The sequence below is a fragment of the Ornithinimicrobium kibberense genome (genome assembly GCF_006519705.1).
GTDB lineage: Bacteria > Actinomycetota > Actinomycetes > Actinomycetales > Dermatophilaceae > Ornithinicoccus > Ornithinicoccus kibberensis.
The window spans coordinates 49,321-74,398 of the sequence record NZ_VFXM01000009.1; the positions used below are offsets into that span (position 1 = coordinate 49,321).

Annotated in this window: 24 protein-coding genes; 15 read left to right on the forward strand and 9 right to left on the reverse strand. The window is 72.5% G+C overall.

The window, feature by feature from the left end; all coding sequences use genetic code 11:
- Nucleotides 1–14: 14 nt before the first annotated feature.
- Genes ehuA through FJR00_RS08965 form a run of 4 tightly spaced genes read right to left on the reverse strand, consistent with a single transcriptional unit; the run spans nucleotide 15 to nucleotide 3,195 of the window.
- Complete coding sequence (ehuA, locus tag FJR00_RS08950) at nucleotides 15–830, reverse strand: ectoine/hydroxyectoine ABC transporter ATP-binding protein EhuA (protein ID WP_238330402.1); 816 nt, start codon at nucleotides 828–830, stop codon at nucleotides 15–17.
- A complete protein-coding gene (locus tag FJR00_RS08955; RefSeq protein WP_141338413.1) occupies nucleotides 820–1,458 on the reverse strand; it encodes an amino acid ABC transporter permease in 639 nt (212 codons plus the stop codon). The genes ehuA and FJR00_RS08955 overlap by 11 nt, the downstream gene beginning before the upstream one ends.
- 7 nt (nucleotides 1,459–1,465) lie before the next feature.
- Entirely contained in the window at nucleotides 1,466–2,215 is a 750-nt protein-coding gene (locus FJR00_RS08960; RefSeq protein ID WP_141338414.1) for an amino acid ABC transporter permease, read from the reverse strand.
- Between the two features lie 11 nt (nucleotides 2,216–2,226).
- Nucleotides 2,227–3,195, reverse strand: coding sequence for a transporter substrate-binding domain-containing protein (locus FJR00_RS08965; protein ID WP_141338415.1), 969 nt, complete (start codon nucleotides 3,193–3,195; stop codon nucleotides 2,227–2,229).
- A gap of 322 nt (nucleotides 3,196–3,517) precedes the next feature.
- Here FJR00_RS08965 and FJR00_RS08970 point away from each other — a divergent pair, with 322 nt between their 5' ends.
- From FJR00_RS08970 to FJR00_RS09000, 7 genes are all read left to right on the forward strand, one after another.
- Nucleotides 3,518–4,729 (forward strand): S1C family serine protease, encoded by a 1,212-nt coding sequence (locus FJR00_RS08970; RefSeq protein WP_238330403.1) that lies wholly within the window; start codon nucleotides 3,518–3,520, stop codon nucleotides 4,727–4,729.
- Nucleotides 4,730–4,826: 97 nt separating this feature from the next.
- The gene (locus tag FJR00_RS08975; protein WP_238330404.1) at nucleotides 4,827–6,767 is read left to right on the forward strand and encodes a BCCT family transporter; all 1,941 of its coding nucleotides are present in this window, start codon (nucleotides 4,827–4,829) and stop codon (nucleotides 6,765–6,767) included.
- Between the two features lie 57 nt (nucleotides 6,768–6,824).
- Entirely contained in the window at nucleotides 6,825–8,093 is a 1,269-nt protein-coding gene (locus FJR00_RS08980) for an NAD-dependent epimerase/dehydratase family protein (RefSeq protein WP_141338417.1), read from the forward strand.
- 16 nt (nucleotides 8,094–8,109) lie between these two features.
- Nucleotides 8,110–9,285 (forward strand): glycosyltransferase, encoded by a 1,176-nt coding sequence (locus tag FJR00_RS08985; protein ID WP_141338418.1) that lies wholly within the window; start codon nucleotides 8,110–8,112, stop codon nucleotides 9,283–9,285.
- Nucleotides 9,286–9,497: 212 nt separating this feature from the next.
- A complete protein-coding gene (locus tag FJR00_RS08990; protein WP_337678391.1) occupies nucleotides 9,498–11,600 on the forward strand; it encodes a HelD family protein in 2,103 nt (700 codons plus the stop codon).
- Nucleotides 11,601–11,669: 69 nt separating this feature from the next.
- Entirely contained in the window at nucleotides 11,670–12,275 is a 606-nt protein-coding gene (locus FJR00_RS15740; protein ID WP_075956671.1) for a hypothetical protein, read from the forward strand.
- A gap of 79 nt (nucleotides 12,276–12,354) precedes the next feature.
- On the forward strand, nucleotides 12,355–13,035 hold the full coding sequence (locus tag FJR00_RS09000; RefSeq protein WP_141338419.1) for an HD domain-containing protein: 681 nt from the start codon (nucleotides 12,355–12,357) through the stop codon (nucleotides 13,033–13,035).
- Here the strand turns inward: FJR00_RS09000 and FJR00_RS09005 are convergent.
- Entirely contained in the window at nucleotides 13,019–13,810 is a 792-nt protein-coding gene (locus tag FJR00_RS09005; protein WP_141338420.1) for a DUF4031 domain-containing protein, read from the reverse strand. The two genes, FJR00_RS09000 and FJR00_RS09005, sit on opposite strands and share 17 nt — an antisense overlap.
- Nucleotides 13,807–14,142: a YnfA family protein gene (locus FJR00_RS09010; protein WP_141338421.1), complete on the reverse strand. Its 336-nt coding sequence runs from the start codon at nucleotides 14,140–14,142 to the stop codon at nucleotides 13,807–13,809. The genes FJR00_RS09005 and FJR00_RS09010 overlap by 4 nt, the downstream gene beginning before the upstream one ends.
- A 184-nt stretch (nucleotides 14,143–14,326) precedes the next feature.
- Between FJR00_RS09010 and FJR00_RS09015 the strand changes: the two genes are divergently transcribed.
- Nucleotides 14,327–14,623 carry a WXG100 family type VII secretion target gene (locus FJR00_RS09015; RefSeq protein ID WP_075956673.1) on the forward strand — a complete coding sequence of 99 codons (297 nt, stop codon included), beginning with the start codon at nucleotides 14,327–14,329 and terminating at the stop codon, nucleotides 14,621–14,623.
- 154 nt (nucleotides 14,624–14,777) lie between these two features.
- Here FJR00_RS09015 and groL read toward each other — a convergent pair whose 3' ends face one another.
- A complete protein-coding gene (gene groL / locus FJR00_RS09020) occupies nucleotides 14,778–16,403 on the reverse strand; it encodes a chaperonin GroEL (RefSeq protein ID WP_141338422.1) in 1,626 nt (541 codons plus the stop codon).
- Nucleotides 16,404–16,638: 235 nt separating this feature from the next.
- A complete protein-coding gene (locus FJR00_RS09025; RefSeq protein WP_141338423.1) occupies nucleotides 16,639–17,472 on the reverse strand; it encodes an MBL fold metallo-hydrolase in 834 nt (277 codons plus the stop codon).
- A gap of 142 nt (nucleotides 17,473–17,614) precedes the next feature.
- Here FJR00_RS09025 and FJR00_RS09030 point away from each other — a divergent pair, with 142 nt between their 5' ends.
- Nucleotides 17,615–18,058, forward strand: a complete 444-nt coding sequence (locus FJR00_RS09030; protein WP_181409563.1) for a universal stress protein — start codon at nucleotides 17,615–17,617, stop codon at nucleotides 18,056–18,058.
- Nucleotides 18,058–19,707, forward strand: coding sequence for a sodium:solute symporter (locus tag FJR00_RS09035; protein WP_141338425.1), 1,650 nt, complete (start codon nucleotides 18,058–18,060; stop codon nucleotides 19,705–19,707). The genes FJR00_RS09030 and FJR00_RS09035 overlap by 1 nt, the downstream gene beginning before the upstream one ends.
- A gap of 39 nt (nucleotides 19,708–19,746) precedes the next feature.
- Here FJR00_RS09035 and FJR00_RS09040 read toward each other — a convergent pair whose 3' ends face one another.
- Nucleotides 19,747–21,414 carry a formate--tetrahydrofolate ligase gene (locus FJR00_RS09040; RefSeq protein ID WP_141338426.1) on the reverse strand — a complete coding sequence of 556 codons (1,668 nt, stop codon included), beginning with the start codon at nucleotides 21,412–21,414 and terminating at the stop codon, nucleotides 19,747–19,749.
- A gap of 290 nt (nucleotides 21,415–21,704) precedes the next feature.
- Between FJR00_RS09040 and FJR00_RS09045 the strand changes: the two genes are divergently transcribed.
- The 5 genes from FJR00_RS09045 (at nucleotide 21,705) to FJR00_RS09065 (ending at nucleotide 25,076) form a co-directional block, all read left to right on the forward strand.
- Nucleotides 21,705–21,989, forward strand: a complete 285-nt coding sequence (locus tag FJR00_RS09045) for a DUF3263 domain-containing protein (RefSeq protein ID WP_075956706.1) — start codon at nucleotides 21,705–21,707, stop codon at nucleotides 21,987–21,989.
- Between the two features lie 79 nt (nucleotides 21,990–22,068).
- Nucleotides 22,069–22,749: a uracil-DNA glycosylase gene (locus FJR00_RS09050; protein WP_141338427.1), complete on the forward strand. Its 681-nt coding sequence runs from the start codon at nucleotides 22,069–22,071 to the stop codon at nucleotides 22,747–22,749.
- The gene (locus FJR00_RS09055) at nucleotides 22,746–23,609 is read left to right on the forward strand and encodes an SGNH/GDSL hydrolase family protein (protein ID WP_141338428.1); all 864 of its coding nucleotides are present in this window, start codon (nucleotides 22,746–22,748) and stop codon (nucleotides 23,607–23,609) included. Before FJR00_RS09050 ends, FJR00_RS09055 begins: the two co-directional genes overlap by 4 nt.
- A gap of 76 nt (nucleotides 23,610–23,685) precedes the next feature.
- Nucleotides 23,686–24,627 carry a phosphotransferase gene (locus FJR00_RS09060; protein ID WP_202876627.1) on the forward strand — a complete coding sequence of 314 codons (942 nt, stop codon included), beginning with the start codon at nucleotides 23,686–23,688 and terminating at the stop codon, nucleotides 24,625–24,627.
- A 56-nt stretch (nucleotides 24,628–24,683) separates the two neighbouring features.
- A complete protein-coding gene (locus FJR00_RS09065; RefSeq protein ID WP_141338429.1) occupies nucleotides 24,684–25,076 on the forward strand; it encodes a TOBE domain-containing protein in 393 nt (130 codons plus the stop codon).
- Nucleotides 25,077–25,078 lie beyond the last annotated feature (2 nt).

A 25,078-nucleotide genomic window follows, 5' to 3' on the forward strand; every position in this document is an offset into this window, starting at 1 on the left:
CCGGCCCCGGCCGGTCAGACGACGGCCTCGAGGAACTTCTGGGTCCGCTCGTGCTGCGGGTTGGAGAAGAGCTGCTCGGGCGGCGCCTCCTCGAGCACCCGCCCGCTGTCGAACATCATCACCCGGTTGGACACGTCACGCGCGAACTGCATCTCGTGGGTGACGATGAGCATGGTGATGTCGGTGCTGGCCGCCACGTCCTTGAGCACGTTGAGGACGTCGCCCACGAGCTCGGGGTCGAGGGCGGAGGTGACCTCGTCGAGCAGGAGGATCTCCGGGTCCATCGCCAGCGCCCGCGCGATCGCCACCCGCTGCTGCTGGCCACCGGAGAGCTCGGTGGGATGGGCGTCGGCGCGGTCCCGCAGCCCCACCTTGTCCAGCAGCGAGAGCGCGTTCTCGGCAGCCTGGTCCCGGCTCTGGCCCAGCACGTGGACCGGTGCCTCGACGATGTTCTGCAGGACGGTCATGTTGGGGAACAGGTTGAACTGCTGGAAGACCATGCCGATGCGCTTGCGCACCTCGGCGACCTGCTTGGGCCGCAGCTCGACCCGCTTGCCGTCGCGCCGGTCGTGGGTGAGCGGGTCCCCGTCCACCCAGATGTAGCCGCCGGTGAGCGTCTCCAGGGTCATCAGCAGGCGCAGGATCGTCGTCTTGCCGGAGCCGGACGGCCCGATGAGGGTCACCCGCTCGCCGCGTCCGACGACGAAGTTGAGGTCCTCCAGGACGGTGGTCCGGCCGAACTTCTTGTGCACGTCCTCGAACCGGACCCGGGGCTCCTCCTCGGAGGTCCGGGCGTCGGTGGTGGGTCGGTGGTCCGGGTCAGTAGGCAAGTTTCTTCTCCAGCTTCTGCATGAGGACCGCGGTGGGATAGCTGGCCAGCAGGAAGAGCAGGCCGGCGAGGGTCATCGCCTCGATGTAGGAGAAGTTCTGCCCGCCGAACTCGCGCGCGCGGGTGACCATCTCCGGCACCGAGATGAAGATCAGGAACGGGGTGTCCTTGAACATCGCGATGGCCCAGTTGCCCAGCGACGGCAGCGTGTTGCGGATCGCCTGCGGCAGGATGACCGCACGCCACGTCCGGGACGGGGGCAACGACAGGGCCTTGGCGGCCTCCCACTGCCCCTTGCGGATGGACTCGATCCCGGCGCGGTAGGACTCGGCCATGTAGGTCGAGTAGTGCACCCCGAACACCAGGATGCCCACCGTCATCGGGCTCAGCTGGGTGAAGGCGTAGTAGATCACCAGCAGGTGGACCGGCAGGGGCGTCATCCGGATGAAGTCCAGGACGAACGCCAGCGGCCGGGCCAGCGCCCCCGGCAGCTCGCGCAGGGCGATCGCCCACACCAGGCCCAGCACGGCGGCCAGCAGCGAGCTGGCCACGGTGACCACGAGGGTGACCTTGAGGAAGGCCATCACGAGGATGGGCAGGGCCTCCAGGAAGAGCTCGGTCTCGAACATCTTCAGATCACCGCCCGTCCTGGTCGTCGGCGGCAGCGCCCGCCATGACCTTGTCGGCGTCCTGCCGGGCCTTGCGGACCTCGAAGTCGCCGAGCCCGAGCCGACGCTGGGCCCGGGCCTCCAGGCCACGCAGGGCCAGCGAGACCACCCAGGCGATGACGAAGTAGATGAGCAGCGCCGCCAGGAAGGCCGGCCAGGTGCCGACCTCCCGGCGCACCTGCTCGGACTCGAAGGTGAGGTCGTTGAGCAGGACCAGCCCGACGACGGCGGTGCCCTTGACGAGCATGACCATGAGGTTGTTGAACCCCGGGAGCATCAGGGCCCAGGCCTGCGGCCAGATGATCCGACGCATCTTGGTGGCCCAGGGCATCGACAGGGCGGTGGCGGTCTCCCACTGCCCCGCCGGGACGGCGTTGAGCGAGCCCCGGACCACCTCGGCCCCGTAGGCGCCGTAGTTCAGCCCCAGGGCCAGGATGGCCGTCCACGTGCCGCCCAGGCTGCCGAGGCCGGTGAGGTTGGGCAGGACGTAGAAGAGGAAGAACAGCTGGACCACGAGCGAGGTGCCGCGGAAGAACTCCACGACCACCCGCGCGACGACCCGCAGCCAGCGGGGCCCCTGGTGCATCGCCACGCCGAGCACGACGGCGACGACCACCATCAGCACGGCCCCGCCGAGGAAGGACAGGAGAGTGTCGCGCAGACCCTCTCCCAGCAGTCTCGGCAGGGCCGTGCCGAGGTCCGAGAAGAACTCGGTCACGGACCGACGACTCAGCCGTCGGCCTGGTCGGCAGCCTCGTTCGCGGCCTCCAGGTCACCGTCGCAGAGCATCTGGGCGGTCAGGCCCTCCGGCGGACGCTCAGCGTCGGTGAAGCCGAACTCGCCGACGACCTCCTCGAAGCGGTCCGCGTCGCCGACGATCTTGGCCAGCTCCTCGTTGTAGGCCTCGAGCAGCTCGGTGTCCTCCGGGCGGAAGACCGTCGAGCCCGCGCTGATCTGCTTGACGCCGTCGACCTCGGCGACGAACCCGCCGGTCGTCTCCACCCCGGCGTCAGGGTTCTCCTCGACCATCTTCGAGAGCGTGATGTTGGTCAGCGAGAACGCGTCCGCGCGGCCGCTGGACACCGCGTCCATCCCGTCCTGCGCGGAGTTGACCGTCATGGTGTTCTCCAAGCCGATGTCGTCGGCGAACCCCTGCTCGATCGCCCCGGACTGGACGGCGAGCGTCAGGTCGTTGCCCTCGAAGCTGGAGAAGTCGCTCAGGCCCTCCGGGTTGCCCTCGGGCACCATGAGGGTGCTGGTGTACATGATGGTCGGCTCGGCGAAGGCGGCCCGCTCGCAGCGGTCCGGCAGGATCGACATGCCCGCGGACACCGCGTCGTACTCGCCGGCGTTCAGGCCGGGGATGAGCGCGTCCCACTCGACGAGCTGCCCGTCGACCTCGTCGATGCCCATCGCGGCGAAGATCTCCCGGTCGAGGGCGATCGTGGCGCCGGTGAGCTCGCCGTCCTCCTCGTAGCTGTAGGGGATCTCCCCGGCGAAGGCCACCTTGATGGTGCCCTCCTCCTGGAGCCGCTCGAGCGTCGACGCGCTCTCGGCGTCGCCGCCACCGTCGCCGGCGTCGCCGCCGTCTTCGCCGCCGCAGGCGGCCAGCCCGAGGCCGGCGGCCGCCACGGCCGCGATGAGGGAGACTCGGCGGCGGGCAGGCGTGCCGCCGCTGCGGAGGGTGTGCTGGGTCATGGTCGACCACGGTCCTTTCGGTTGGACGAGGCACATGCCTCCCCGTCGCGTGCGAGCACGCCGGGGAACACGTCGCCCCGATTGGACTGACTGGTAACCCCTCGACCGTGCCAGAGGCTCGTGGACCGCTCAACCGTCCGACCCCGGTCCGCCCCCTCAAGGGCGTCATCGTTATCCGATAGCAACCTGCGCGCGACCGGTTCGTGACCCGCGCGGCACCGACGCTGTGGTTCCCTGCCCCCGTGCCGGGGGGCTCCGGCTCCCAGCCGACGCTCAGCCTACCCCCAGGGCAGATCCACCGGGACGTGCTGCCATGGTGACCATGACGACCCCCCAGCCCGGCCCGGACACCACCACCCAGCACGTGCCGGCGTCGCCCCCGCGCCGCCGCGGCGGACGGCGGTGGGTCGACGTCCTGGCGGCCGCCCTCCTCTCGGCCGTGCTCGCCTCCGTCGGCACCTACGCCGCGGTGCAGGGCCTCGACGACGAGGACCCGGCGGCCACCAGCGCACCCTCGGCGGCGCCGCAGGACACCGGCGACGACGGCGCGGCGGAGGGCACGCCCGTGTCCCTGTCCAAGGACCAGGACTGGGCCGCGGTGGCGGACGCGGTGACCCCCGGCGTCGTCTCCATCGACGTGGTCGGTCGGCAGGGCCAGGGGTCGGGCTCCGGCGTGGTCTGGGACACCGACGGGCACGTGGTGACCAACGCCCACGTCGTGGGCACGGCCGAGCAGGTCCAGGTGGTCCTCTCCGACGGCCGGCGCTACCCCGCCTCGGTGGTCGGCCAGGACCCCTCGAGCGACCTGGCCGTGCTGGCCCTCGAGAACGCCCCGGCGGACCTGGAGCCGGTGGCGGTCGGCGACGACGGTGCCCTGGCCGTGGGCGACCCGGTCATGGCGATCGGCAACCCTCTCGGCCTGTCCGGGACGGTCACCACCGGGATCGTCAGCGCGCTCGACCGGCCGGTCACCACCCGCGCCACCGGCACCACGCCCGGCGGCGACCCGGTGGCCACCGAGGTGGTGACCAACGCGATCCAGACCTCCGCCGCGATCAATCCGGGCAACTCCGGCGGTGCCCTCGTCAACGCCGCGGGCGAGCTCGTCGGCATCAACTCCTCGATCGCCGCGCTGCCTGCCGCGGGAACGTCGCAGGCCGGCTCCATCGGCATCGGCTTCGCGATCCCGGCGGCCAAGGTGCAGGTGATCACCGACCAGCTCATCACCGACGGCACCGCCGAGCACGCCTTCCTCGGGGTGGGTCTGCGCGACGGGGCGGCCGAGACCGACGGCGCGGCCCTGACCGGGGCCGAGGTCCGCCAGGTCGAGCCCGGGTCCCCCGCCGCGGAGGCCGGCATCCAGGACGGCGACCTCGTCGTGGCCATCGACGGGGAGCAGGTGCGCTCGGCGATCGCCCTGGTGGGCCAGGTGCGCGAGCGCGCGTCCGGGGAGCAGGTCGAGCTCGAGGTGGTCCGCGACGGGGAGCGGGTCCAGGTGACCGTCACCCTGGCGACCCGCCCCGACGGCGGCTGATTCCGTTGACCTGAGCACTCTCTGTATCGTCGTCGCGGTTCTTCGCCCCCCGACCCCGACCGGCGGCCGCGGCCTGCGCCCGCACGAGGAGACGACGATGCTCACGAGACTGCACGACGCGCTGCGGCTGCGCACCAGCCCGGTGGTGTTCTTCGGGTCGGCAGGACTCATCGTCCTGTTCGTCCTGGCGACCCTGCTGCTCACCGAGCAGATGGACGCCCTGTTCGCCGGCGGCTCGGCCTGGCTCATCACCAACCTGGGCTGGTTCTACGTCCTGGGCGTCACCGTCTTCCTGCTGTTCCTGCTCTACCTGGCGATGAGCCGGTTCGGCCAGGTCCGGCTCGGGGCCGACGACGAGTCGCCGGGGCACTCCAACCTGTCCTGGTTCGCGATGCTCTTCGCCGCCGGCATCGGGACGATCCTCATGTTCTGGGCCGTGGCCGAGCCGGTCAACCACTTCGCCAACCCGCCGCGCCAGGGCGTGGAGCCGGCGTCGATGGAGGCGGCCACCGAGGCGATGGGCTTCACGCTCTACCACTTCGGGCTGCACACCTGGACGATCTTCACCCTGCCGGCGCTGGCGTTCGGCTACTTCATGTACAAGCGCAACCTGCCGCCGCGGGTCAGCTCGATGTTCCAGCCGCTGCTCGGCGAGGGGATCCACGGGCCGGTCGGCCGGGCCACCGACATCCTGGCGATCGTCGGCACCCTGTTCGGCGTGGCCGTCTCGATCGGCCTGGGCACCATGCAGATCAACAGCGGGCTGGCCCGGCTCTTCGGCGTCTCCGAGTCGGCGCTGTCGCAGATCCTCATCATCACCGCGGTGTCGATCGTCGCCTCCGTCTCGGTGGCCCTCGGCCTGGACAAGGGCATCAAGCGGCTGTCCAACACCAACATCCTCATCGCCGTCGGCCTGCTGGTCTTCATCCTGCTCACCGGACCGACCGTGATGATGCTCAAGGGGATGGTGGAGTCGGCCGGCACCTACCTGTCGATGCTGCCCCAGCTGGCGTTCTGGAACGACACCCTGGCCGACACCGGCTGGCAGAGCGGCTGGACGGTCTTCTACTGGGCGTGGACGATCACCTGGTCGCCGTTCGTGGGCATCTTCATCGCCCGCATCTCCCGCGGCCGGACGATCCGGCAGTTCGTCTTCGGCGTGCTTGCCTTCCCCACGCTCTTCTCGGTCGTCTGGTTCGGCATCTTCGGCATGGGCGTCTTCGACATCGAGCTCAACGGGGACGGCGGGCTGGTCGAGGCCGTCGTCGACGAGGGCGACATCCCGGGGGCGATGTTCGAGTTCCTCGCCAACTTCCCGCTGGCCTCGATCACCTCGGCGGTCGGCGTGCTCGTCGTCGTGCTCTTCTTCATCACCTCGATCGACTCGGCGGCCCTGGTGATGGACACGATGGGCAGCGGCCACGAGGAGGAGTCGCCGGTGCACCAGCGGGTCTTCTGGGTGGTCGCCATCGGCGTCATCGCCGCGGTCCTGCTCACCGCGACGGGGACCAGGGGGCTGACCGCCCTGCAGAACACCGCCATCCTCATCGGCCTGCCGTTCTTCGTCTTCGGCTACCTGCAGATCTACTCGCTGCTGCGCGCGCTCCGCGAGGACGCCGGGGAGGTCGGCGTGCTGACCACCCGCCGCTGGCGCAAGGTGCTGCCGCCGGAGGAGTTCCAGCGCCGCTCGGAGGAGGGCACCCTGGAGGACGTCGTCGTCGTGGCCCCCGACTACGTCCACGGCACCGAGCCGGAGAACGCCCCGGAGATCGCCCACCCGGAGCAGCCCGACTACGTCGTGGAGTACCACGGCACCCTCGGGGAGGACGCCGAGCTGCACGTCGACGAGGCCCAGACGGTCGTCTCCGAGGGGGGCACCGTCGTCTCCGAGGGCGGGACGGTCGTGGCCACCGACGGGGCCACCGTCGTGGCGGCCGAGGGCACGGAGGTCGTGCCGGCGGACGAGGACCCCGCCGTCCCCGGGCTCGACGACACGGACGTCATGCCGCCGAGGGAGGGTGCCGGCGAGCCGCGTTGATACGCTCACCACACCGCCGTTCCACGCCGCGGCGACCCTGCGACAAGGAGTGCTCACGTGAAGATCGCCGTCCTGGGCGGTGACGGGTTCTGCGGCTGGCCCGCGTCCCTGCACCTGTCCGACCTCGGCCACGACGTCCTCATCGTCGACAACCTGTCCCGACGCCGCATCGACGAGGAGCTCGGCGCCTCCTCGCTCACCCCGATCGTCACCCCCGAGGAGCGGCTCTCGGCCTGGCAGGAGGTGGGCGGCCGGCAGATCCGGTTCGCCGAGATCGACGTGGCCCAGGACTACGACGCCCTCCTGGACCTGCTCGTCACCGAGCGGCCCGACGCCGTGGTGCACTTCGCCGAGCAGCGCGCGGCCCCCTACTCGATGAAGTCGCCGGCCCACAAGCGCTACACGGTCGACAACAACACCAACGCCACACACAACGTGCTGTGCGCCCTCGTCGAGTCCGGCCTGGACGCCCACCTCGTGCACCTGGGCACGATGGGCGTCTACGGGTACGGCACCGCGGGCATGAAGATCCCCGAGGGCTACCTGGACGTGGAGGTCACGACCGACCAGGGTGAGCGCATCGGCCAGCAGATCCTGTACCCGACCAACCCGGGCTCGATCTACCACATGACCAAGTGCCTGGACCAGCAGCTGTTCGCCTACTACGCCAAGAACGACCGGCTGCGGATCACCGACCTGCACCAGGGCATCATCTGGGGCACGCACACCGACCAGACGCTGCGCGACGAGCGGCTGATCAACCGGTTCGACTACGACGGCGACTACGGCACGGTCCTCAACCGCTTCCTCATGCAGGCCGCCGTCGGCTACCCCCTGACCGTCCATGGCACCGGCGGCCAGACGCGGGCCTTCATCCATATCCGCGACATGGTCCGGTGCGTGCAGATCGCCCTGGACAACCCGCCCGGGCGCGGCGACCGGGTGAAGATCTTCAACCAGATGACCGAGACCCACCGGGTCCGGGACCTGGCCGAGATGGTCGCCCGGATCAGCGACGCCTCCGTCGAGCTGGTCCCCAACCCCCGGCACGAGGCGGCCGAGAACGAGCTGCACGTCAGCAACGACACCTTCCTGGACCTGGGGCTGGAGCCGACCCTCCTCGAGGAGGGCCTCCTGCTCGAGGTCGAGGACGTCGCCCGGCGCTACGCCGACCGGGCCGACCTGGACAAGATCCCCTGCACCTCGGTGTGGACGGTGGAGCAGCAGCCGGGCGTGCCCACCTCCCGGGTGCCCACCCCTCCGTCGGGGCCGGGACCGTCGCCGACCTCGAGCCCCGCGGAGGCCGCCGCCCCGCAGTCCGCCTGAGCGACGGCATACCCCTGTGCGCGTCGCGCTGTTCACCGAGGTCTTCCTGCCCAAGGTCGACGGGGTCGTCACGCGCATCACCCGCACCCTCGACCAGCTGACCGAGCTCGGCCACACGGCGCTGGTCTTCGCGCCCGGGGACCCGCCGGCGAGCTACGGCCCGCACCGCGTCGTCAAGGTCCGGTCGGTCTCCTTCCGCCCCTGGTACCCCGAGATCAAGGTCGGCCTGCCCACCGCCCGGATCGCGCGGGAGATGATGGCCTTCCAGCCCGACGTCGTGCACGCGGTCAACCCGGTGTGGCTGGCGGCCTACGGCGTGCTGTCCGCCCGCCGGCGCAACCTGCCGCTCCTGGCCAGCTTCCACACCGATGTGCCGTCGTACACGACGCGCCTGGGCAACGGGCTCTCGCTCCTGCGGGCACCCTCGCAGGGCTGGATCACCGGGATGCACAACCTCGCCGAGGTCAACCTGTGCACCTCCCGGCAGATGGTCGACCGCGCCCGCCAGGTCGGCATCCGGGAGGTGGACCTGTGGCCCAAGGCGGTCGACACGGTCACCTACCACCCGGACGCGCGCACGGAGCAGATGCGCCACCGCCTCACCGGAGGGGAGCCGGACGCGCCGCTGGTCCTCTACGTGGGGAGGCTGTCCCGGGAGAAGGACCTGGACCAGCTGCTCGAGCCGGCGCGCCGACTGGCGGCGACGGGCGCCCGGCTGGCCTTCGTCGGCTCCGGTCCGGGACAGGCCGAGCTGGAGCGGATGTTCGCCGGGACACCGACGGTGTTCACCGGCTACCTCGGGGGACAGGACCTGGCTGCGGCCTACGCCTCGGCGGACGTCTTCGCCTTCCCCTCGACCACGGAGACCCTCGGCCTGGTCGCGCTGGAGTCGATGGCCAGCGGCGTGCCGGTCGTCGGGGCCGACGCCGGCGGCATCCCGTTCGTCGTCGACGAGGGACGCACCGGCTTCCTGGTCCGGCCCGGCGACACCGACACCCTCACCGACCGGCTGCACCGGCTCCTGACCGACCCCGACCTGCGGGGCCGGATGGGCCGGGCCGCCCGCGAGGACGCCGAGACGCACTCGTGGCGGGCGGCCACCGAGACGCTCGTAGGCCACTACGAGAAGGCGGTCGAACGCCACCGGGGCCGCCGGCCGATGGTCCGCCCCCTGCGCGCCCGCCGCCCCTGACCGACGCGTTCCTGACCCCGCGTCGCCCAGCGTGGGCCCGACCTGCCCAGGCGTGTCGCGCACCACCGGCCCAGCAGCCCCGGCGTGTCGCGCACCGTGCCGGCAGCGCTGCGGCGTGTCGCGTGCCAGGGCACCGGTTCTGCACAGGGCAGGACCGGAGGCCGCGGGCGGGTGTATCGTCACGCTCCCCCCTCCTTTCCCGAGGTCTCGTCGTGCCTGCTCCACCATCTGCCCCTCCCCCGCCTCCTGCCCCTGGCCGACCTCCGGCCTCCCAGCCCCCCGGGCCGGTCCACACCCCCGAGGACGAGCTCGCCGCCGAGCGCGCCCACCTGGCCCGGGCCCGGGCCGAGCTCGCCCGGATGCGCGAGCACACCCTCTCCCTCGGCGCCGACGCGGGCGACGCGATCGCCGGCGAGGCGCTGGCGCGCACCCTCTGGCTGCGGGCCAGGGCCCTCCAGGACGACCCTGGCACCACCCTCTTCTTCGGCCGCATCGACACCACCGGCCCCGTCGGCGAGGACCGGCTCCATATCGGCCGGCGCCACGTGACGGACGCCTCCGGCGACCCGGTCGTCGTCGACTGGCGGGCCGACGTGTCCACGCCGTTCTACCGGGCCGGTCCCACGGACCCGATGGGCGTCCGGCGCCGCCGCCGCTTCGGGGTCGAGGGCGGACGGATCACCGCGCTGGAGGACGAGTGGCTCGACCAGGAGGAGCTCGACCGGCAGGCCGCACCGGTCGACGCCGCCGGGTCGCGCCTGCTGGCCCGCGAGATCGAGCGTCCCCGCATCGGTCCGATGCGCGACATCGTCGCCACCATCCAGCCCGAGCAGGACGAGATCGTCCGGGCCGACGTCGGCACCACCATCTGCGTCCAGGGCGCCCCCGGCACGGGCAAGACCGCGGTCGGCCTGCACCGGGCGGCCTGGCTGCTCTACGCCTTCCGCGACCGGCTGTCCCGGTCAGGCGTGCTGGTCGTGGGGCCCAACCGGGCCTTCCTCGAGCACGTCGGGGCGGTCCTGCCCTCGCTCGGGGAGATCTCGGTGCGGCACACCACCGTCGAGGAGCTGCTCGCGCACGCCCGCGTGCGGACCGTCGACCCGCCCTCCGTCGCCCGGCTCAAGGGCGAGGCACGCATGGCGCAGGTGCTCTCCGACGCGGTCTGGTCGCACGTCCGGCCGGCGACCGAGCCCCTCGTCGTGCCCCGTGGGTCACGCCGGTGGCGGGTGCCCGCCTACCAGGTCCAGGACATCCTGGATGAGCTGCGCACGCGCGGCGTGCGCTACGGCGCCGCCCGGGCCATGCTGCCCCGGCGCCTCGCGCACGCGGTCCTGCTGGAGATGGAGCGTGCCGGCGACTCCCCCGACGACCGGGTGCAGGACGCCGTCGCACGGTCGGCCCCGGTCACCGCCTACGTCAAGCAGGTGTGGCCGCAGCTCACGCCTGCCGCCGTCCTGGCCCACGTGCTGGGCACCGGCGAGGGGCTCGCCCCGGACCAGCAGGACCTGGTGTGGGACAGGGCACCCCGCTCCCCGGGGTCGGCCCGGTGGAGCATCGCCGACCTGCCGCTGCTCGACGAGGTCGCCGACCTGCTCGAGCGCACGCCCAGCCTGGGGCACGTGATCCTCGACGAGGCCCAGGACCTCTCCCCCATGCAGCTGCGGGCGGTCGGCCGCCGCGCCGCCACGGGCTCGCTCACGGTGCTGGGGGACATCGCCCAGGGCACCACCCCCTGGGCCACCGGCAGCTGGGCCGAGTCGTTGGGCCACCTCGGCAAGGACCTCGACGCACCCACCACGCACCTGGAGGTGCTCGTCCGCGGCTTCCGGGTCCCCGCCTCGGTCATCGGGTATGCCGCGCGCCTCCTGCCCCAGGTGGCGCCCGGCCTGGCGGCGCCGGAGTCGGTCCGCCCGGACCCGGGCCGGCTGGACGTGCGTCCCGTGGACGACGCGGTCGCCGGCGCCGTCGCCGCCGTCGCGGAGGTGGCCGACGCGGAGGGCACGGTCGGCGTCGTCGTGCCCGACAGCTGGGTCGCCCGTGTCGGCGCCGCCCTGTCGGCGGCGGGCCTGGAGCACGAGGTCCTCGACGGCGACCACGCCGGGGAGCGGCTGCTACCCGTCCACCTGGTGCCCGCCACGGTGGCCAAGGGCCTGGAGTTCGACCAGGTCGTGGTCGTGGAGCCGGCTGCCCTCGCCCGGGCCGAGCCGGACGGCCGCAGCGGCCTGCGGCGCCTCTACGTCGTCCTCACCCGCGCCGTCAGCGGGCTCACGGTGGTCCACGCCGAACCCCTTCCCGGACCGCTCGGGCAGGGCTGAGGTCGCACCCGGCCGGGCCACGGCATACCGTGGGACCAGACGAACGACCCCCACCGAAGAGGAGCGACCATGCACCCCACCCACGTCCCGCTGCGGCTGACCACCGGCGCCTTCATCGTCAACTCCGGGCTCACCAAGCTCAAGGCCGACCAGGAGGCCGCCGAGCAGATGCACGGCTGGGCCTCCAGCGTCTACCCGGTGTTCAAGGACATGAAGCCGGCCGACTTCACCAAGCTCCTGGGCTACGGCGAGATCGGCGTCGGGGCGCTGCTGCTGCTGCCGACCGTCCCGTCCGCGATCGCCGGCGGGGCTCTCACGGCGTTCGGCGCCGGCCTGGTGGGGATGTACCTGAACACCCCGGGGATGACCCAGGACGACGGCATCCGGCCCACGCAGGAGGGCACCGCCGTCGCCAAGGACGTGTGGCTGGTCGGCGCGGGGCTGACGCTGGCGATGCAGTCCTTCCTCTCCGGCACCAAGCACGCCGCCGAGGCCGTCGCCGGGGGTGTCACGGGCGCGGCCGGGGCCGTGGCCAGCGGCGTCACCGGAGCCGTCGGCTCGGGGTCGCACAAGGCCGAGAAGGGCGTCAAGGGCCTGCTCAGCAGCGCCCACGACGCCCGGGCGGACCTGGCCGACACGCTGGCCGACCTGGCGGACTCGCTCGTCAAGCGCTGAGCCCCCACGACCCACCGACGGCGACCCGGCACCTGCCGCGGTCGCCGTCGGCGTCGCCTTCCTGGCAGGGTGGACGACCATGAGGACCGACCCGGAGCTCCTGCTGGACCGCTGGCTCCTCGACGCCGCCGAGCTGGCCCCGCACGCAGGGCGCGACCGGTGGCTGGGCGAGGGTTCCCGGCTGCTGGCCGGGTGGACCGAGGCGCACCGGCGCTACCACACCGTCCAGCACCTGGAGGAGATGCTGGCCGCCCTCGACGAGCTCGAGGGCGCCGTCCCGCTGTCCCCCGAGGAGGCCCTCCTCGCGCGCACCGTCGCCTGGTACCACGACCTGGCCCACGACCCGCGGGCGGCCGCAGGGAGCAACGAGCACCGCAGCGCCACCCTGGCGCGCGACCACCTGCACCACCTCGGGGCCGACGACGTCGTGGTCGACGTCGTCGAGGAGGGGGTGCTGATGACGGCCACCCACGAGGTGGCACCCGACGCCGGGCCCCTCGCCGTGCTCGACGCCGTCCACGACGCCGACCTGTGGATCCTCTCGGCCCCGCCGGAGCGGTACGCCGCCTACCGCCGTCAGGTGCGCGAGGAGTATGCCCACGTGCCCGACGACTCCTTCCGTTCAGGGCGGTCCGCGGTGCTGCGCGCCTTTGCGGGACGGGACCGGCTCTACCGGACCACCCACGGCCACCGCCGCTGGACGGAGCGGGCGCGGCGCAATCTCGCCGGGGAGCTCGCCGACCTCACCGACGGGCAGTGAGCTCGGCCCGGTCCCACCACCAGTCGACCAGCGGCCACCAGGGTTCGTGGGCCGTCATCCGGTCGGCGTCCCCCCGGGTGAACCACCCGGCCTCGAGCACGTCGTCGAGGTCGGGCCGCAGGGGCGGCAGACCGTCGGTGTCCAGCACCGCCCCGAAGACCTGCAGGTGGTTGACCCCGGTGTCGAAGGGCCGCGGGTCGGCCCCGGGGGCCACCGTGATGCGCTCGTAGCCGACCGGCACCAGCTCTGCGGGGTCGAGCACCAGACCCGTCTCCTCGACGACCTCCCGCACCGCCCCCTCGCGCACGGTCTCGCCACGCTCGCGCTTGCCCCCGGGCGGCGCCCAGCCGGGACGGGTCGCGTTGCGCACCAGGGCCATCCACGCGTCCCGGCGGACGAGGACGACGGCCGCGCCGGCATGCGTCTGCTCCATCCCCGAGGCGAGCACGTCGAGCACGTGCGGGGCCGAGGTGGCCGCGGCGAGCCCGTTCTCCACCCGGGCGAGCGGGCGCTCCCCCCGTCGCTTGCGGAACCGCAGGCCGCTGTCCCGCAGCCGCCGGGCCAGCTCGGTCGCCGGCACCGGCACCGCCCCCGCGGCGACGAGCGCGGCATACCGCTCCTCGGGGACGTCGTAGTGGTCGCCCTCGAAGGCCCGTCCGGGCAGGCCCGCGGCCCGCGCGAACGCGTGCAGCTCGGCCAGCGAGCTGTCGCTGACCAGGTGGGAGAAGTGCCGCCCGTGGGCCGGCCACAGGGGCGGGTCGATGAGGACGGTCATGGCAGCGACCGCGGTGCGTACATGATGATCGCGACACCCACGAGGCAGGTCAGCGCCCCCAGCACGTCCCAGCGGTCGGGGCGGAAGCCGTCGGCCACCATGCCCCACAGCAGCGACCCGACGATGAACACCCCGCCGTAGGCCGCCAGGACCCGGCCGAAGTGCGCGTCCGGCTGGAACGCGGCCACGACCCCGTACAGCCCCAGGCTGACGACCCCGATCCCCACGAACAGCCACCCCCGGTGCTCCTTGATCCCCTGCCAGACCAGCCACGCACCCCCGATCTCCAGCAGCGCCGCGAGGGCGAAGAGGGCGATCGAGCGTCCGGTCATGGCGTCCGAGACTACCGGTGCCCGGGTATGCGGGCGCGCCCGTCGGGCACGGGTGCGGGGGGGGGAAGGTGCGGGGGGTGGGGCTGCGGCCGGGGAGCTGTGGACAACTCACCGGGTCGTGCGCGTGGGAGGCCTACCGTCGGGGGGCGAGGGGGCCGACCGGCCGCCACGAGGAGGATGAGTCATGAGCAACACGTTCGCCGTCGACACGGCCCGGATCGCCGCTGCCTCGGGCGACATCGAGCGGATCGCGACCACGATCGAGGCCGAGGTGCGCGCGATGATGGGCAGCCTGACCGCGCTGCAGGACTGCTGGCAGGGGTCGGCCTCGGCCGGCTTCCAGTCCGTCACGCAGGACTGGAGCGCGACCCAGGAGCGGGTGCGCGCCTCGTTGCAGCAGATCTCCACCACCCTGCGCAGCGCCGGCCAGGACTACGAGCTGGTCGAGCAGACCAACCGGATGCGGTTCCAGCCGGGCTGACGCGCAGGAACGGGGCGGCCGGTCCCGGCCGTCCACCCGAGGGCGTCCCGTGGCACGCCGACGGGGCGGCCCCTCCGGTGGGAGGGACCGCCCCGTCGGTGCGTTGACCGCCCGCGAGGAACGCGGGCGCGCTGTGCTCCGATCCGTCAGCGGATCAGAAGTCCATGCCGCCCATGCCGCCGTCGGCGCCCGCCGGCATGGCCGGGGTCTTCTCCGGCTTGTCGGCGATGACGGCCTCGGTGGTGAGGAACAGGGCCGCGATGGAGGCCGCGTTCTGCAGGGCGGAGCGGGTCACCTTGACCGGGTCGGCGACGCCGAAGGACAGCATGTCGCCGTACTCGCCGGTGGCCGCGTTGAGGCCCTCGCCGGGGGTCAGGTTGCGCACCTTCTCCGCGACGACGCCACCCTCGAGACCGGCGTTGACCGCGATCTGCTTGAGCGGGGCCTCGATGGCGACCTTGACGATGTTGGCGCCGGTGGCCTCGTCACCCTCGAGCGAGAGACCCTCGAAGGCCTTGGAGGCCTGGATCAGCGCCACGCCGCCGCCGGCGACGATGCCCTCCTCGACCGCGGCCTTGGCGTTGCGGACGGCGTCCTCGATGCGGTGCTTGCGCTCCTTGAGCTCGACCTCGGTCGCCGCGCCGGCCTTGATGACCGCCACGCCGCCGGCCAGCTTGGCCAGCCGCTCCTGCAGCTTCTCGCGGTCGTAGTCGGAGTCGCTGTTGTCGATCTCGGTGCGGATCTGGGAGACCCGACCGGCGATCTGGTCGGCGTCGCCGCCGCCCTCGACGATGGTGGTCTCGTCCTTGGTGACGACGACCTTGCGGGCGGTGCCCAGCAGGTCGAGGTCGGCGGTCTCCAGCTTGAGCCCGACCTCCTCGGAGATGACCTGGCCACCGGTGAGGATGGCGATGTCGCCCAGCATGGCCTTGCGACGGTCGCCGAAGCCGGGGGCCTTGACGGCGACCGACTTGAAGTTGCCGCGGATCTTGTTGACGACCAGGGTCGCCAGGGCCTCGCCCTCGACGTCCTCGGAGATGATCGCCAGGGGCTTGCCGGACTGCATGACCTTCTCCAGCAGCGGCAGCAGGTCCTTGACCGAGGAGATCTTGGAGTTGACGACCAGGACGTAGGCGTCCTCCAGGACGGCCTCCATCCGGTCGGTGTCGGTGACGAAGTAGGGCGAGATGTAGCCCTTGTCGAACCGCATGCCCTCGGTGAGCTCGAGCTCCAGGCCGAAGGTGTTGGACTCCTCGACGGTGATGACACCCTCGTTGCCGACCTTGTCCATGGCCTCGGCGATCATGCCGCCGATCTCCTCGTCGGCCGCGGAGATGGACGCCGACTGGGCGATCTGCTCCTTGGTCTCGACCGGCTTGGCCATGCCGAGCAGCTCGTCGTTCACGGCGCGGACGGCCACCTCGATGCCGCGCTTGAGCGCCATCGGGTTGGCGCCGGCCGCGACGTTGCGCAGGCCCTCGCGCACCATCGCCTGGGCGATGACGGTCGCGGTGGTGGTGCCGTCACCGGCGACGTCGTCGGTCTTCTTGGCGACCTCCTTGACCAGCTCGGCGCCGATCTTCTCGTAGGGGTCCTCGAGCTCGATCTCCTTGGCGATGCTCACACCGTCGTTGGTGATGGTGGGCGCACCCCACTTCTTCTCGAGCACGACGTTGCGGCCCTTGGGGCCCAGGGTCACCTTCACGGCGTCGGCAAGGGTGTTCATGCCCTTCTCGAGCCCGCGGCGAGCCTCCTCGTCGAATGCAATGGTCTTGGCCATCGTGGTCTGTCCTCCACACGCTGATGGGCGGTGACCAGCGGTGTCGCCCGCGACGGACGAGCCGGTCCCCACGGGCTCACGTCGCCCGGGCTCCCGACCCTCGACACTGCCGGTCGGTCTTATCACTCTCGTGTCGAGAGTGCTAGGACCATGATTAGCACTCGACCCCTCCGAGTGCAAATGCCGGGCGGGCGCGTCCGCGGGGACCGGTGAGGCCCTGACCGGGGACCGTAGGTCAGCGCAGCTCGAGGGCCCGCACCGCCGCGTCGCGCAGCGTCTGGTCCTCCAGCCCCAGGCCGCGCCCGGCGCTGACGAGGGCGTCCACGCCCGCCAGCCCGCCCGACAGGACCTCGTCGAAGCGCTCCCCGAGCTGGGCCAGCCGGGCGGCCTGGTCCTCGACGAAGCCACGGTCCACGACGGCCCCGTGCCCCGGGACCCAGACGTCGGCCTGCTCCGCCGACCCCTTGGCCAGCAGGGCGCGCAGGGTGGGGGCCCACTCCTGGGGGAAGGCGTCCTCCATCATCGGGTCGGCCCCCTCCTCCACGAGGTCCCCGGCGAAGACGACGCCCGCGTCGGGCACGGACACGGCCAGGTCGTGGTCGGTGTGGCCCCGTCCGGCGAACAGCAGCTCGACGCTGCGCCCGCCCAGGTCGAGGGGCGTGTCCTGCTCCACCAGGTAGAAGGGCAGCACGATCTCGGTGGCCAGGATCTCCTCGGCGATCCCCTCCCGGTGGGTGGCCCGCATGTGCGCCACGATCTGCTCCCGCTGGTGCTCGGCGGTGCGGCGCAGGTCGTCCACGGCGCCGACGTGTGCGTAGATCTGGGAGTCGCGGAAGGCCGAGTTGCCGAAGCAGTGGTCGTAGTGGGCGTGGGTGTTGACGACCGTGACCTCCAGGTCGGTGATCTCCCGGACGGCCGCGGCCAGCTCGACCCCGTGCTGGTGGTAGCTGCGGGTGTCCACGAGCAGGGCGCGGTCCTCCCCCACGACCAGCCCGCAGTTGAGGTTGAGCTCCTCGTGCCGTCGGACGTACACCCCGGGCGCGACGCTGCGCCAGGTGACTTCTGCCATGCCCCCAGTCTACGGGCGGCCGGTGCGTGCCCCCGGGCCACCGGGGCGGACCCGTGCCGACCAGGGCACTTCGTGTGGCCCGGATCACAGTTTCGTCCTAACCTGCGGTCCAGCCTCAGCCACCCGCACCCGAGGAGCTGCCATGACGTCCGCCAGGCGCATCCTGCTCGCCACCGACGGCTCGCCCACCGCCGCGCTCGCGCGCGAACGCGCGGTCGACCTGGTCCGGTTCACCGGGGCGCAGCTGCACGTGGTGCACGTGGCCCTCGCCAGTCCGTGGACCTCCCCCCGGCCCCTCGGCGAGCAGCACCGTCGACGGCTTTTGGACGATGCCCGCCCGGTACTGGACGCCGAGCTGGCGGCCCTGCGGGAGGCGGGCGTGGACGCCATACCCCACCTGCGCCTGGGGCGCCCGCCCCACGAGGTGCTGCGCGTGCAGGACGAGACGCAGGCCGACCTCGTCGTCATCGGCAGCCGCGGGCTGAACGCGTTCACCCGGGTCCTCCTCGGCGACGACGCCGAGACGATCCTGCGCCACGCCCCCTGCGACGTCCTCGTCGTCCGTCCCCCGTCGAAGGAGAAGTGATGCTGCCCACGTCGACCACGTCGGGGGGCGGCATGCCCGACTTCACCGTCACCGGCATCGACCTGGCGGTCATCATCGGCTACCTGCTGCTGAGCCGGATCATCCCGCTCGTCGCCCAGAGCCGGATGAAGAAGAAGGCCAAGGCCTCGGGCAAGGAGACCGACGAGACCGAGGACTACTTCCTCGGAGGACGCAACTTCATCTGGCCGTTCGTCGGGCTCTCCCTCGTCGCGACCAACATGTCCGGCGCGACCTTCGTCGGGCTCGCCGGCGGCGCCTACGAGCAGGGCATCTCGATCTTCGCCTACGAGTGGATGTCGGCCGTCATCCTCGTCATCTTCATCTTCTTCATCCTGCCCTTCTACCTGCGCTCGGAGGCCTTCACCCTCCCGGAGTTCCTGGAGAAGCGCTTCGACCGCCGCACCCGGATGTCGTTCGCCGGGTTCAACCTCTTCGCCAACATGTTCATCGACATGGCCGCGGCCCTGTTCGCCGGCGCGATGGTGGTCAAGGTGCTCTACCCGGACGTGCCGCTCATCGTCTCGGTGGCCGTCCTGGCCATCCTGGCCGCGGTCTACACCGTGATCGGCGGCCTGGGCGCGGTGATGATCAGCGACTCGATCCAGGCCACGGTCACCCTCCTCGGCGGGGTGCTCGTGCTCATCGCCACCTTCAACGCCATCGAGTCCTGGGACGCCATGGTGCAGACGGCCGGCGAGGAGAAGATGAGCCTGATCCTGCCGGCGGACCACGGCGACCTGCCCTGGCCCGGCCTGGTCACCGGGGTGCTCATCATCGGGCTCTACTACTGGACCACCAACCAGCTCGTGGTCCAGCGGACCCTGGGCGCCAAGTCGCTCGACCACGGCCGCTGGGGCTCGCTGCTGGCCGGTGCCATCAAGCTGACCTTCCTGTTCCTGTTCATCCTGCCCGGCGTGATGGCGCTGTCGCTCTACCCCGAGCTGGACAACCCGGACACGGTCTTCCCGACCCTGGTGTTCGACCTCATGCCGGTCGGGCTGCGCGGGCTGATCCTCGCGGCGGTCATCGCGGCCATCACCTCCACGGTCGACTCGATCCTCAACTCGGCCTCGACGATCGTCACGATGGACTTCGTCAAGACGCTGCGGCCGAAGACCTCCCAGCGCGGCCTGGTGACGATCGGCCGGATCTCCACGGTGGTGGCCCTCGTCGTCGCGATCGTCTGGGCCCCGTTCATCGCCCAGTTCGACACGCTGTACCAGTACCTGCAGTCGGTGCTGTCCTACCTCGTGCCGCCGGTCGTGGCCGTCTTCCTCCTGGGGATCGGCTGGCGGCGCACGACCGCGACCGCAGCCTTCCTCACCCTGGTCGTCATGCAGCCGCTGGGCCTGGCCATGTTCCTGCTCGTGGAGGTCAACGGGCTGGTGCCGCTGCAGTTCCTCTACGCGGCCGGCATCAGCTTCGCCCTGTCGCTGGCGATGCTCGTCGGGATCAGCCTGCTCGGCCCGGCGGTCGACGAGGAGAAGGCCGACGAGCTGACCTGGAAGAACGAGTACTGGGCCGAGGAGACCGCCGAGCTCAAGGGCACGCCGGTGTGGGCCAACTACCGGGTGCTGTCCGTGGTGCTGCTGGCCGCCACGGCCGGCGTCGTGGCGGCCTTCGCCTGAGCCGCCCGGGGGCCGGGCGCCGCACGGCCGGCCCCCGGGTCAGGACAGCCCGGTGATGGTGCCGTCCTCGGCGATGTCCATCCCGACCGCCGCCGGGACCCTCGGCAGGCCGGGCATCCGCAGGATGTCGCCGGTCAGGGCCACGACGAACCCGGCACCGGCGTTGACGACCAGCTCGCGCACGGTGATCCGGAACCCGCGGGGGGCGCCCAGCAGGGTGGGGTCGTCGGAGAAGGAGTACTGCGTCTTGGCCATGCACACCGGCAGGTGGCCGTGCCCCTGTGCCTCCAGGTCGGCCAGCTGGGTCCGCGCCGCGGGGGCCAGGTCGACCCCGTCGGCGCGGTAGATCTCCCGGGCCACCGTGCCGATCTTGGTGAGCAGGTCGTCGGCCGCGTCGTAGAGCGGGGCGAAGCTGCTCTCCTGGCCGCACAGCTCGACGACCGCCCGGGCCAGCTCCTCCCCGCCCTCGCCGCCCCGGGCGAAGACGTCCGAGAGCGCCATCGGCGCGCCCAGCTGGGCGCAGCGCTCCCGGACCAGGTCCAGCTCGGCGTCGGTGTCCGTGGGGAAGCGGTTGAGGGCGACGACGACCGGGACGCCGAACTTCTGCAGGTTCTCCAGGTGCTGCTCGAGGTTGACCACGCCGCGGCCGAGCGCCTCGAGGTCCTCGGTGGCCAGCGACTTCTTGTCCATCCCCCCGTTGAGCTTCAGGGCGCGGACGGTGGCGACGAGGACGACCGCCGAGGGGGTCAGCCCGCCGGCCGGGACGACGATGTCGAAGAACTTCTCGGCCCCCAGGTCGGCGCCGAACCCGGCCTCGGTGACGACGTAGTCGGCCAGCTTGAGGGCGGTGCGGGTGGCCAGCACCGAGTTGTTGCCGTGGGCGATGTTGGCGAACGGCCCGCCGTGGATGATCGCCGGCGTGTTCTCCAGGGTCTGGACCAGGTTGGGCTTGACCGCGTCCTTCATCAGCAGCGCCATCGCGCCGGCCGCGTCCAGGTCGGCCGCGGTGACCGGCTGCTTGTCGTAGGTCTGCGCCACGACCATCCGGCCGAGGCGTTCCTTGAGGTCCTCGACCCCGGTGGCCAGGCACAGGGCCGCCATGATCTCGCTGGCGACGGTGATCTCGAAGCCGGACTCCCGGACCACGCCGTCACCCACCTTGCCCAGGCCGACGACGATGTTGCGCAGCGAGCGGTCGTTCATGTCCAGGACCCGCTTCCAGCTGACCCGCTTGGGGTTGATGCCCAGCGGGTTGCCCTGGTGGACGGAGTTGTCGAGCAGCGCCGCGAGCAGGTTGTGCGCCGAGGTGATGGCGTGGAAGTCGCCGGTGAAGTGCAGGTTGATGTCCTCCATCGGCACCACCTGCGCGAAGCCGCCGCCGGCCGCCCCGCCCTTCATCCCGAAGACGGGCCCCAGGGAGGGCTCGCGCAGGGTCGTGATCGCCCGGTGCCCCAGCCGGTTGAGGGCCATCGACAGCCCGACGTTGGTGGTCGTCTTACCCTCCCCCGCGGCGGTCGGGTTGATCGCCGTGCACAGGATGAGGTGGCCGTCGGGCCGGTCGGCCAGCCGGTCGAGCACGTCCAGGGACAGCTTGGCCTTGTCGTGCCCGTAGGGCTCGCAGTCCTCCGGGCCCAGGCCCAGTCCCTCGGCGATCTCGCCGATCGGGCGCAGGCGGGCGGACTGGGCGATCTCGACGTCGGTCTGCACGGGCTGACGACCTCCTGGTGCCGGGCGGGGCCGCCGTTGGCCCCACGTCGGAGAGCACGCTACCGACCCCGGTGGACAGACCGGCGGGCAGGTCGCCCCTGCCGCCTCGCTGCCCGCTCGCGGGGGACGCCTGAGGCGTCTGGGACCACCGGGACGGACGGGGTCCGACGACCCACCGGACATGCCCGGCAAATGACACGCGTGCAATTCGGGTGTCGTAGACTGACGGCCAGTTCGAGCGGCTCTGGCACCGGCGAGGCCAGGCACCACCGGGACGAGAGGGAGTGTTCATGGGCGCGGCCCCGCGGGTCAACGATGTCGGGACGGACCTCTCCGACCGCGACCGCAGGATCCTCGACTTCGAGCACCGGTGGTGGAAGCACGCCGGCTCCAAGGAGGAGGCGGTCAAGGAGCTCTTCGACCTCAGCCCCACCCGGTACTACCAGCTGCTCAACCAGCTCATCGACAGCGAGGCCGCCCTGGCGCACGACCCGCTGCTCATCAAGCGCCTGCGCCGTCAGCGCGCCACCCGCCAGCGCAGCCGTTCGGCCCGCCGGCTGGGCATCGAGCTGTAGCCCACTCGGCGGCGGACCGGCCTCCACGCCGTCCCGGCGCCCCCTCGCCGCCCCCGGCGCCACCGCATACCCTGTCCCGGTGCCTGACTCCGCCCCGCTGACCGAGCTGGTCCACCCCAGCTGGGCCGACGCCCTCTCCCCGGCCGCGGACACCGTCCGGGAGCTCGGGGACTTCCTGCGCGCCGAGCTGGCCGCCGGCCGTGGCTACCTGCCCCCCGGGCCCCAGGTCCTGCGGGTCTTCCGGCAGCCGCTGCCGGACGTGCGCGTGCTCGTCGTCGGACAGGACCCCTACCCCACCCCCGGCCACGCCGTCGGGCTGAGCTTCTCGGTGGCCCCCGACGTGCGCCCGCTGCCCCGCAGCCTGCAGAACATCTTCGCCGAGCTCGTGGACGACCTGGGCTGCCCCGCCCCCTCGACCGGCGACCTCGGCCCCTGGTCCGAGCGGGGCGTCCTGCTGCTCAACCGCGTGCTCACCGTGCGGCCGGGCGCCCCGGCCAGCCACCGGGGACGGGGCTGGGAGCAGGTCAGCGAGCTGGCGATCGACGCCCTCGTGCGCCGCGGCGGCCCGCTGGTGGCCGTCCTGTGGGGACGCGACGCCCGTGGCCTGGCCGCCCGCCTCGGCGACGTGCCGCGCGTGGAGAGCGCGCACCCCTCCCCGCTGTCGGCCCGGCACGGGTTCTTCGGCAGCCGCCCGTTCAGCCGCACCAACACCCTGCTCCGGCAGCAGGGGGCCGACCCGATCGACTGGAGGTTGCCATGACCCTGAGCGACGGCCTGCCGTCCCTGCCCCCGCGCGCCGCCGTGCACGGCGGGGCCGGCAGCGTCCGCCCGGAGCCGCGCGCGTGGTCGCGCTACGTCGCGATCGGCGACTCCTTCACCGAGGGGATGAGCGACGCCTCCCCGCACGACCCCGACGTGTTCGTCGGCTGGGCCGACCGGCTGGCCTCGCTGCTCGCGCCGCACGCTCCCCAGCTGTCCTACGCCAACCTGGCCGTGCGCGGGCGCAAGCTCGCCGACGTGGCCGGTCCCCAGCTGGACGCCGCGCTGGCCCTCGGGCCTGACCTGGTCAGCATCGTCGGCGGGGGCAACGACATCCTGCGGCCGACGGCGGACGTGGACGCCCTGGCGGCCCAGCTGGAGCAGGCCGTCGCGCGCATCCGGGCCACCGGCGCGGACGTGCTCATGGCCACGCCCACGGACCCGGTCGGCGCGCCGGTCATCGGGCGCACCCGCGGCCGGGTGGCGGTCTACATCGCGCACATCTGGTCGATCGCCCAGCGCCACGGCTGCTTCGTGCTCAACCAGTGGGCCTGCGACTTCCTCCAGGACTGGCGGATGTGGGCCGACGACCGCATCCACATGACCGCGGAGGGGCACCGGCGGGTCGCCCTGGCCGCCTACGCCGCCCTCGGCCACGACCCCCAGGAGGCGGACTGGCACGTCCCCCTCCCCCCGCAGCAGCCGCCCGGGTTCGTCGCCGGGGCCCGCGAGCACGGCCGCTGGGTGCGCGAGCACGCCGGCCCCTGGGTACGACGTCGCGTGCAGGGCCGGTCCTCCGGCGACGGGCGCTCCGCCAAGCGGCCGCAGCTGCTGCCGGTGGAGCGTCCCGGAGCGGAGTGAGCCTGGCCCCGGGGTCGGCGGCCCGAACCGGAGGACCCCCGCGTGCAGCCCCGGCAGGACCCTGCCACGATGAGGTATGGCACACCCGGTCCTGACCCCCGAGGAGATCGCCCGCCGCACCGAGCTGGCCTGCGAGGCGGCGTTCACGGCCGCCGGCGACCTGGACCTGGAGGTCGCCGACACCGAGGTCCTCCACGAGGCGTTCTCGGTCGTCGTCCGGCTCTCCCCCACCCCCGTCGTGGCCCGGATCCCGGTCGTCCACCCGCCGGGGACGACCGCCGAGCAGGTCGAGGAGCGGCAGTGCCGCGAGCTGGACGTCGCCGGCTGGCTGCACGAGCACGGCGTGCCGGTCACCCGCCCGAGCCCGCTCGTGCCGCCGGAGCCGGTGCGCCAGGACGGGTTCGCGATCACCTTCTGGGAGCTGGTCGAGACCGCCCCCGACCACCGGGCCTACCGCGCGGCCGACCCCGAGGTCGCCGCGGCCCTGCACCTGGCCCTGGCCGCCTACCCCGGCGAGCTGCCCTTCCTCGCCCCCTTCAACGGGTCGCTGGCGGACATGGTCGAGGCCGCCGAGGGATCGCCGCTGCTGTCCGCCCAGGACGTGGACCGGCTGCACGCCCAGTGGCACGCGCTGGCCCCGGTCCTGGCCGACGAGGAGTCCTTCCAGGCCCGGTTCGGCCCCACCACCGTGCAGCCCATCCAGGGGGACGCCCCGGTGCACAACGTCATCCGCAGCCCGCGGGGCCTGGTCTTCGCCGACTTCGAGGACGTGTGCCGCGGCCCCGTCGAGTGGGACCTGGCCGGCCTGGGCGCCGAGGCGGTCGCGGCCTACGACGAGGCCGTGGAGACCCTCGACCTGCGCCGCACCGACCCCCGGCTCGTGGAGGCCATGGACGCCGCCCGCCGGGTCCAGGCCGTGGCGAGCCTGTGCCTGGTGCCCCAGCTGCCGCTCCTCGAGCAGGGGCTGGCGCCGGTCGTGCGCGAGTGGCGCGAGCAGGACGTGACCCTGCGCATCTGAGCGCGGGCACCCACGACCGACGGTCGTGCCGCTTCTGCGGCGGTATGCTGCTGCGCATGTCGCATCTGCGTGTCGCCGAGGCCGCGTCCCTCCTGGGTGTCTCCTCCGACACCGTCCGCAGGGCCGTCGACGCCGGCCGCCTGACGGCCACCCGGGACGACGCGGGCCGGATGGTGCTCGACGGGGCCGAGCTGGCCGGCTACGCCCAGCGGACGGCCCAGGCCGCCGAGGCCGGGACCGGCACCTCCTCGCCGCGCAACCAGATGCGGGGGCTGGTCACCCGCATCCTCAGCGACACGGTCATGTCCCAGGTGGACGTCCAGGCCGGCCCCTTCCGGCTGGTCTCGCTGCTGTCCACCGAGGCGGTGCAGGAGCTGGGCCTGGAGGTCGGCAGCGTCGTGGTCGCCTCCATCAAGTCGACGCACGTCACCGTCGGGCTCCCGCGGTGAGC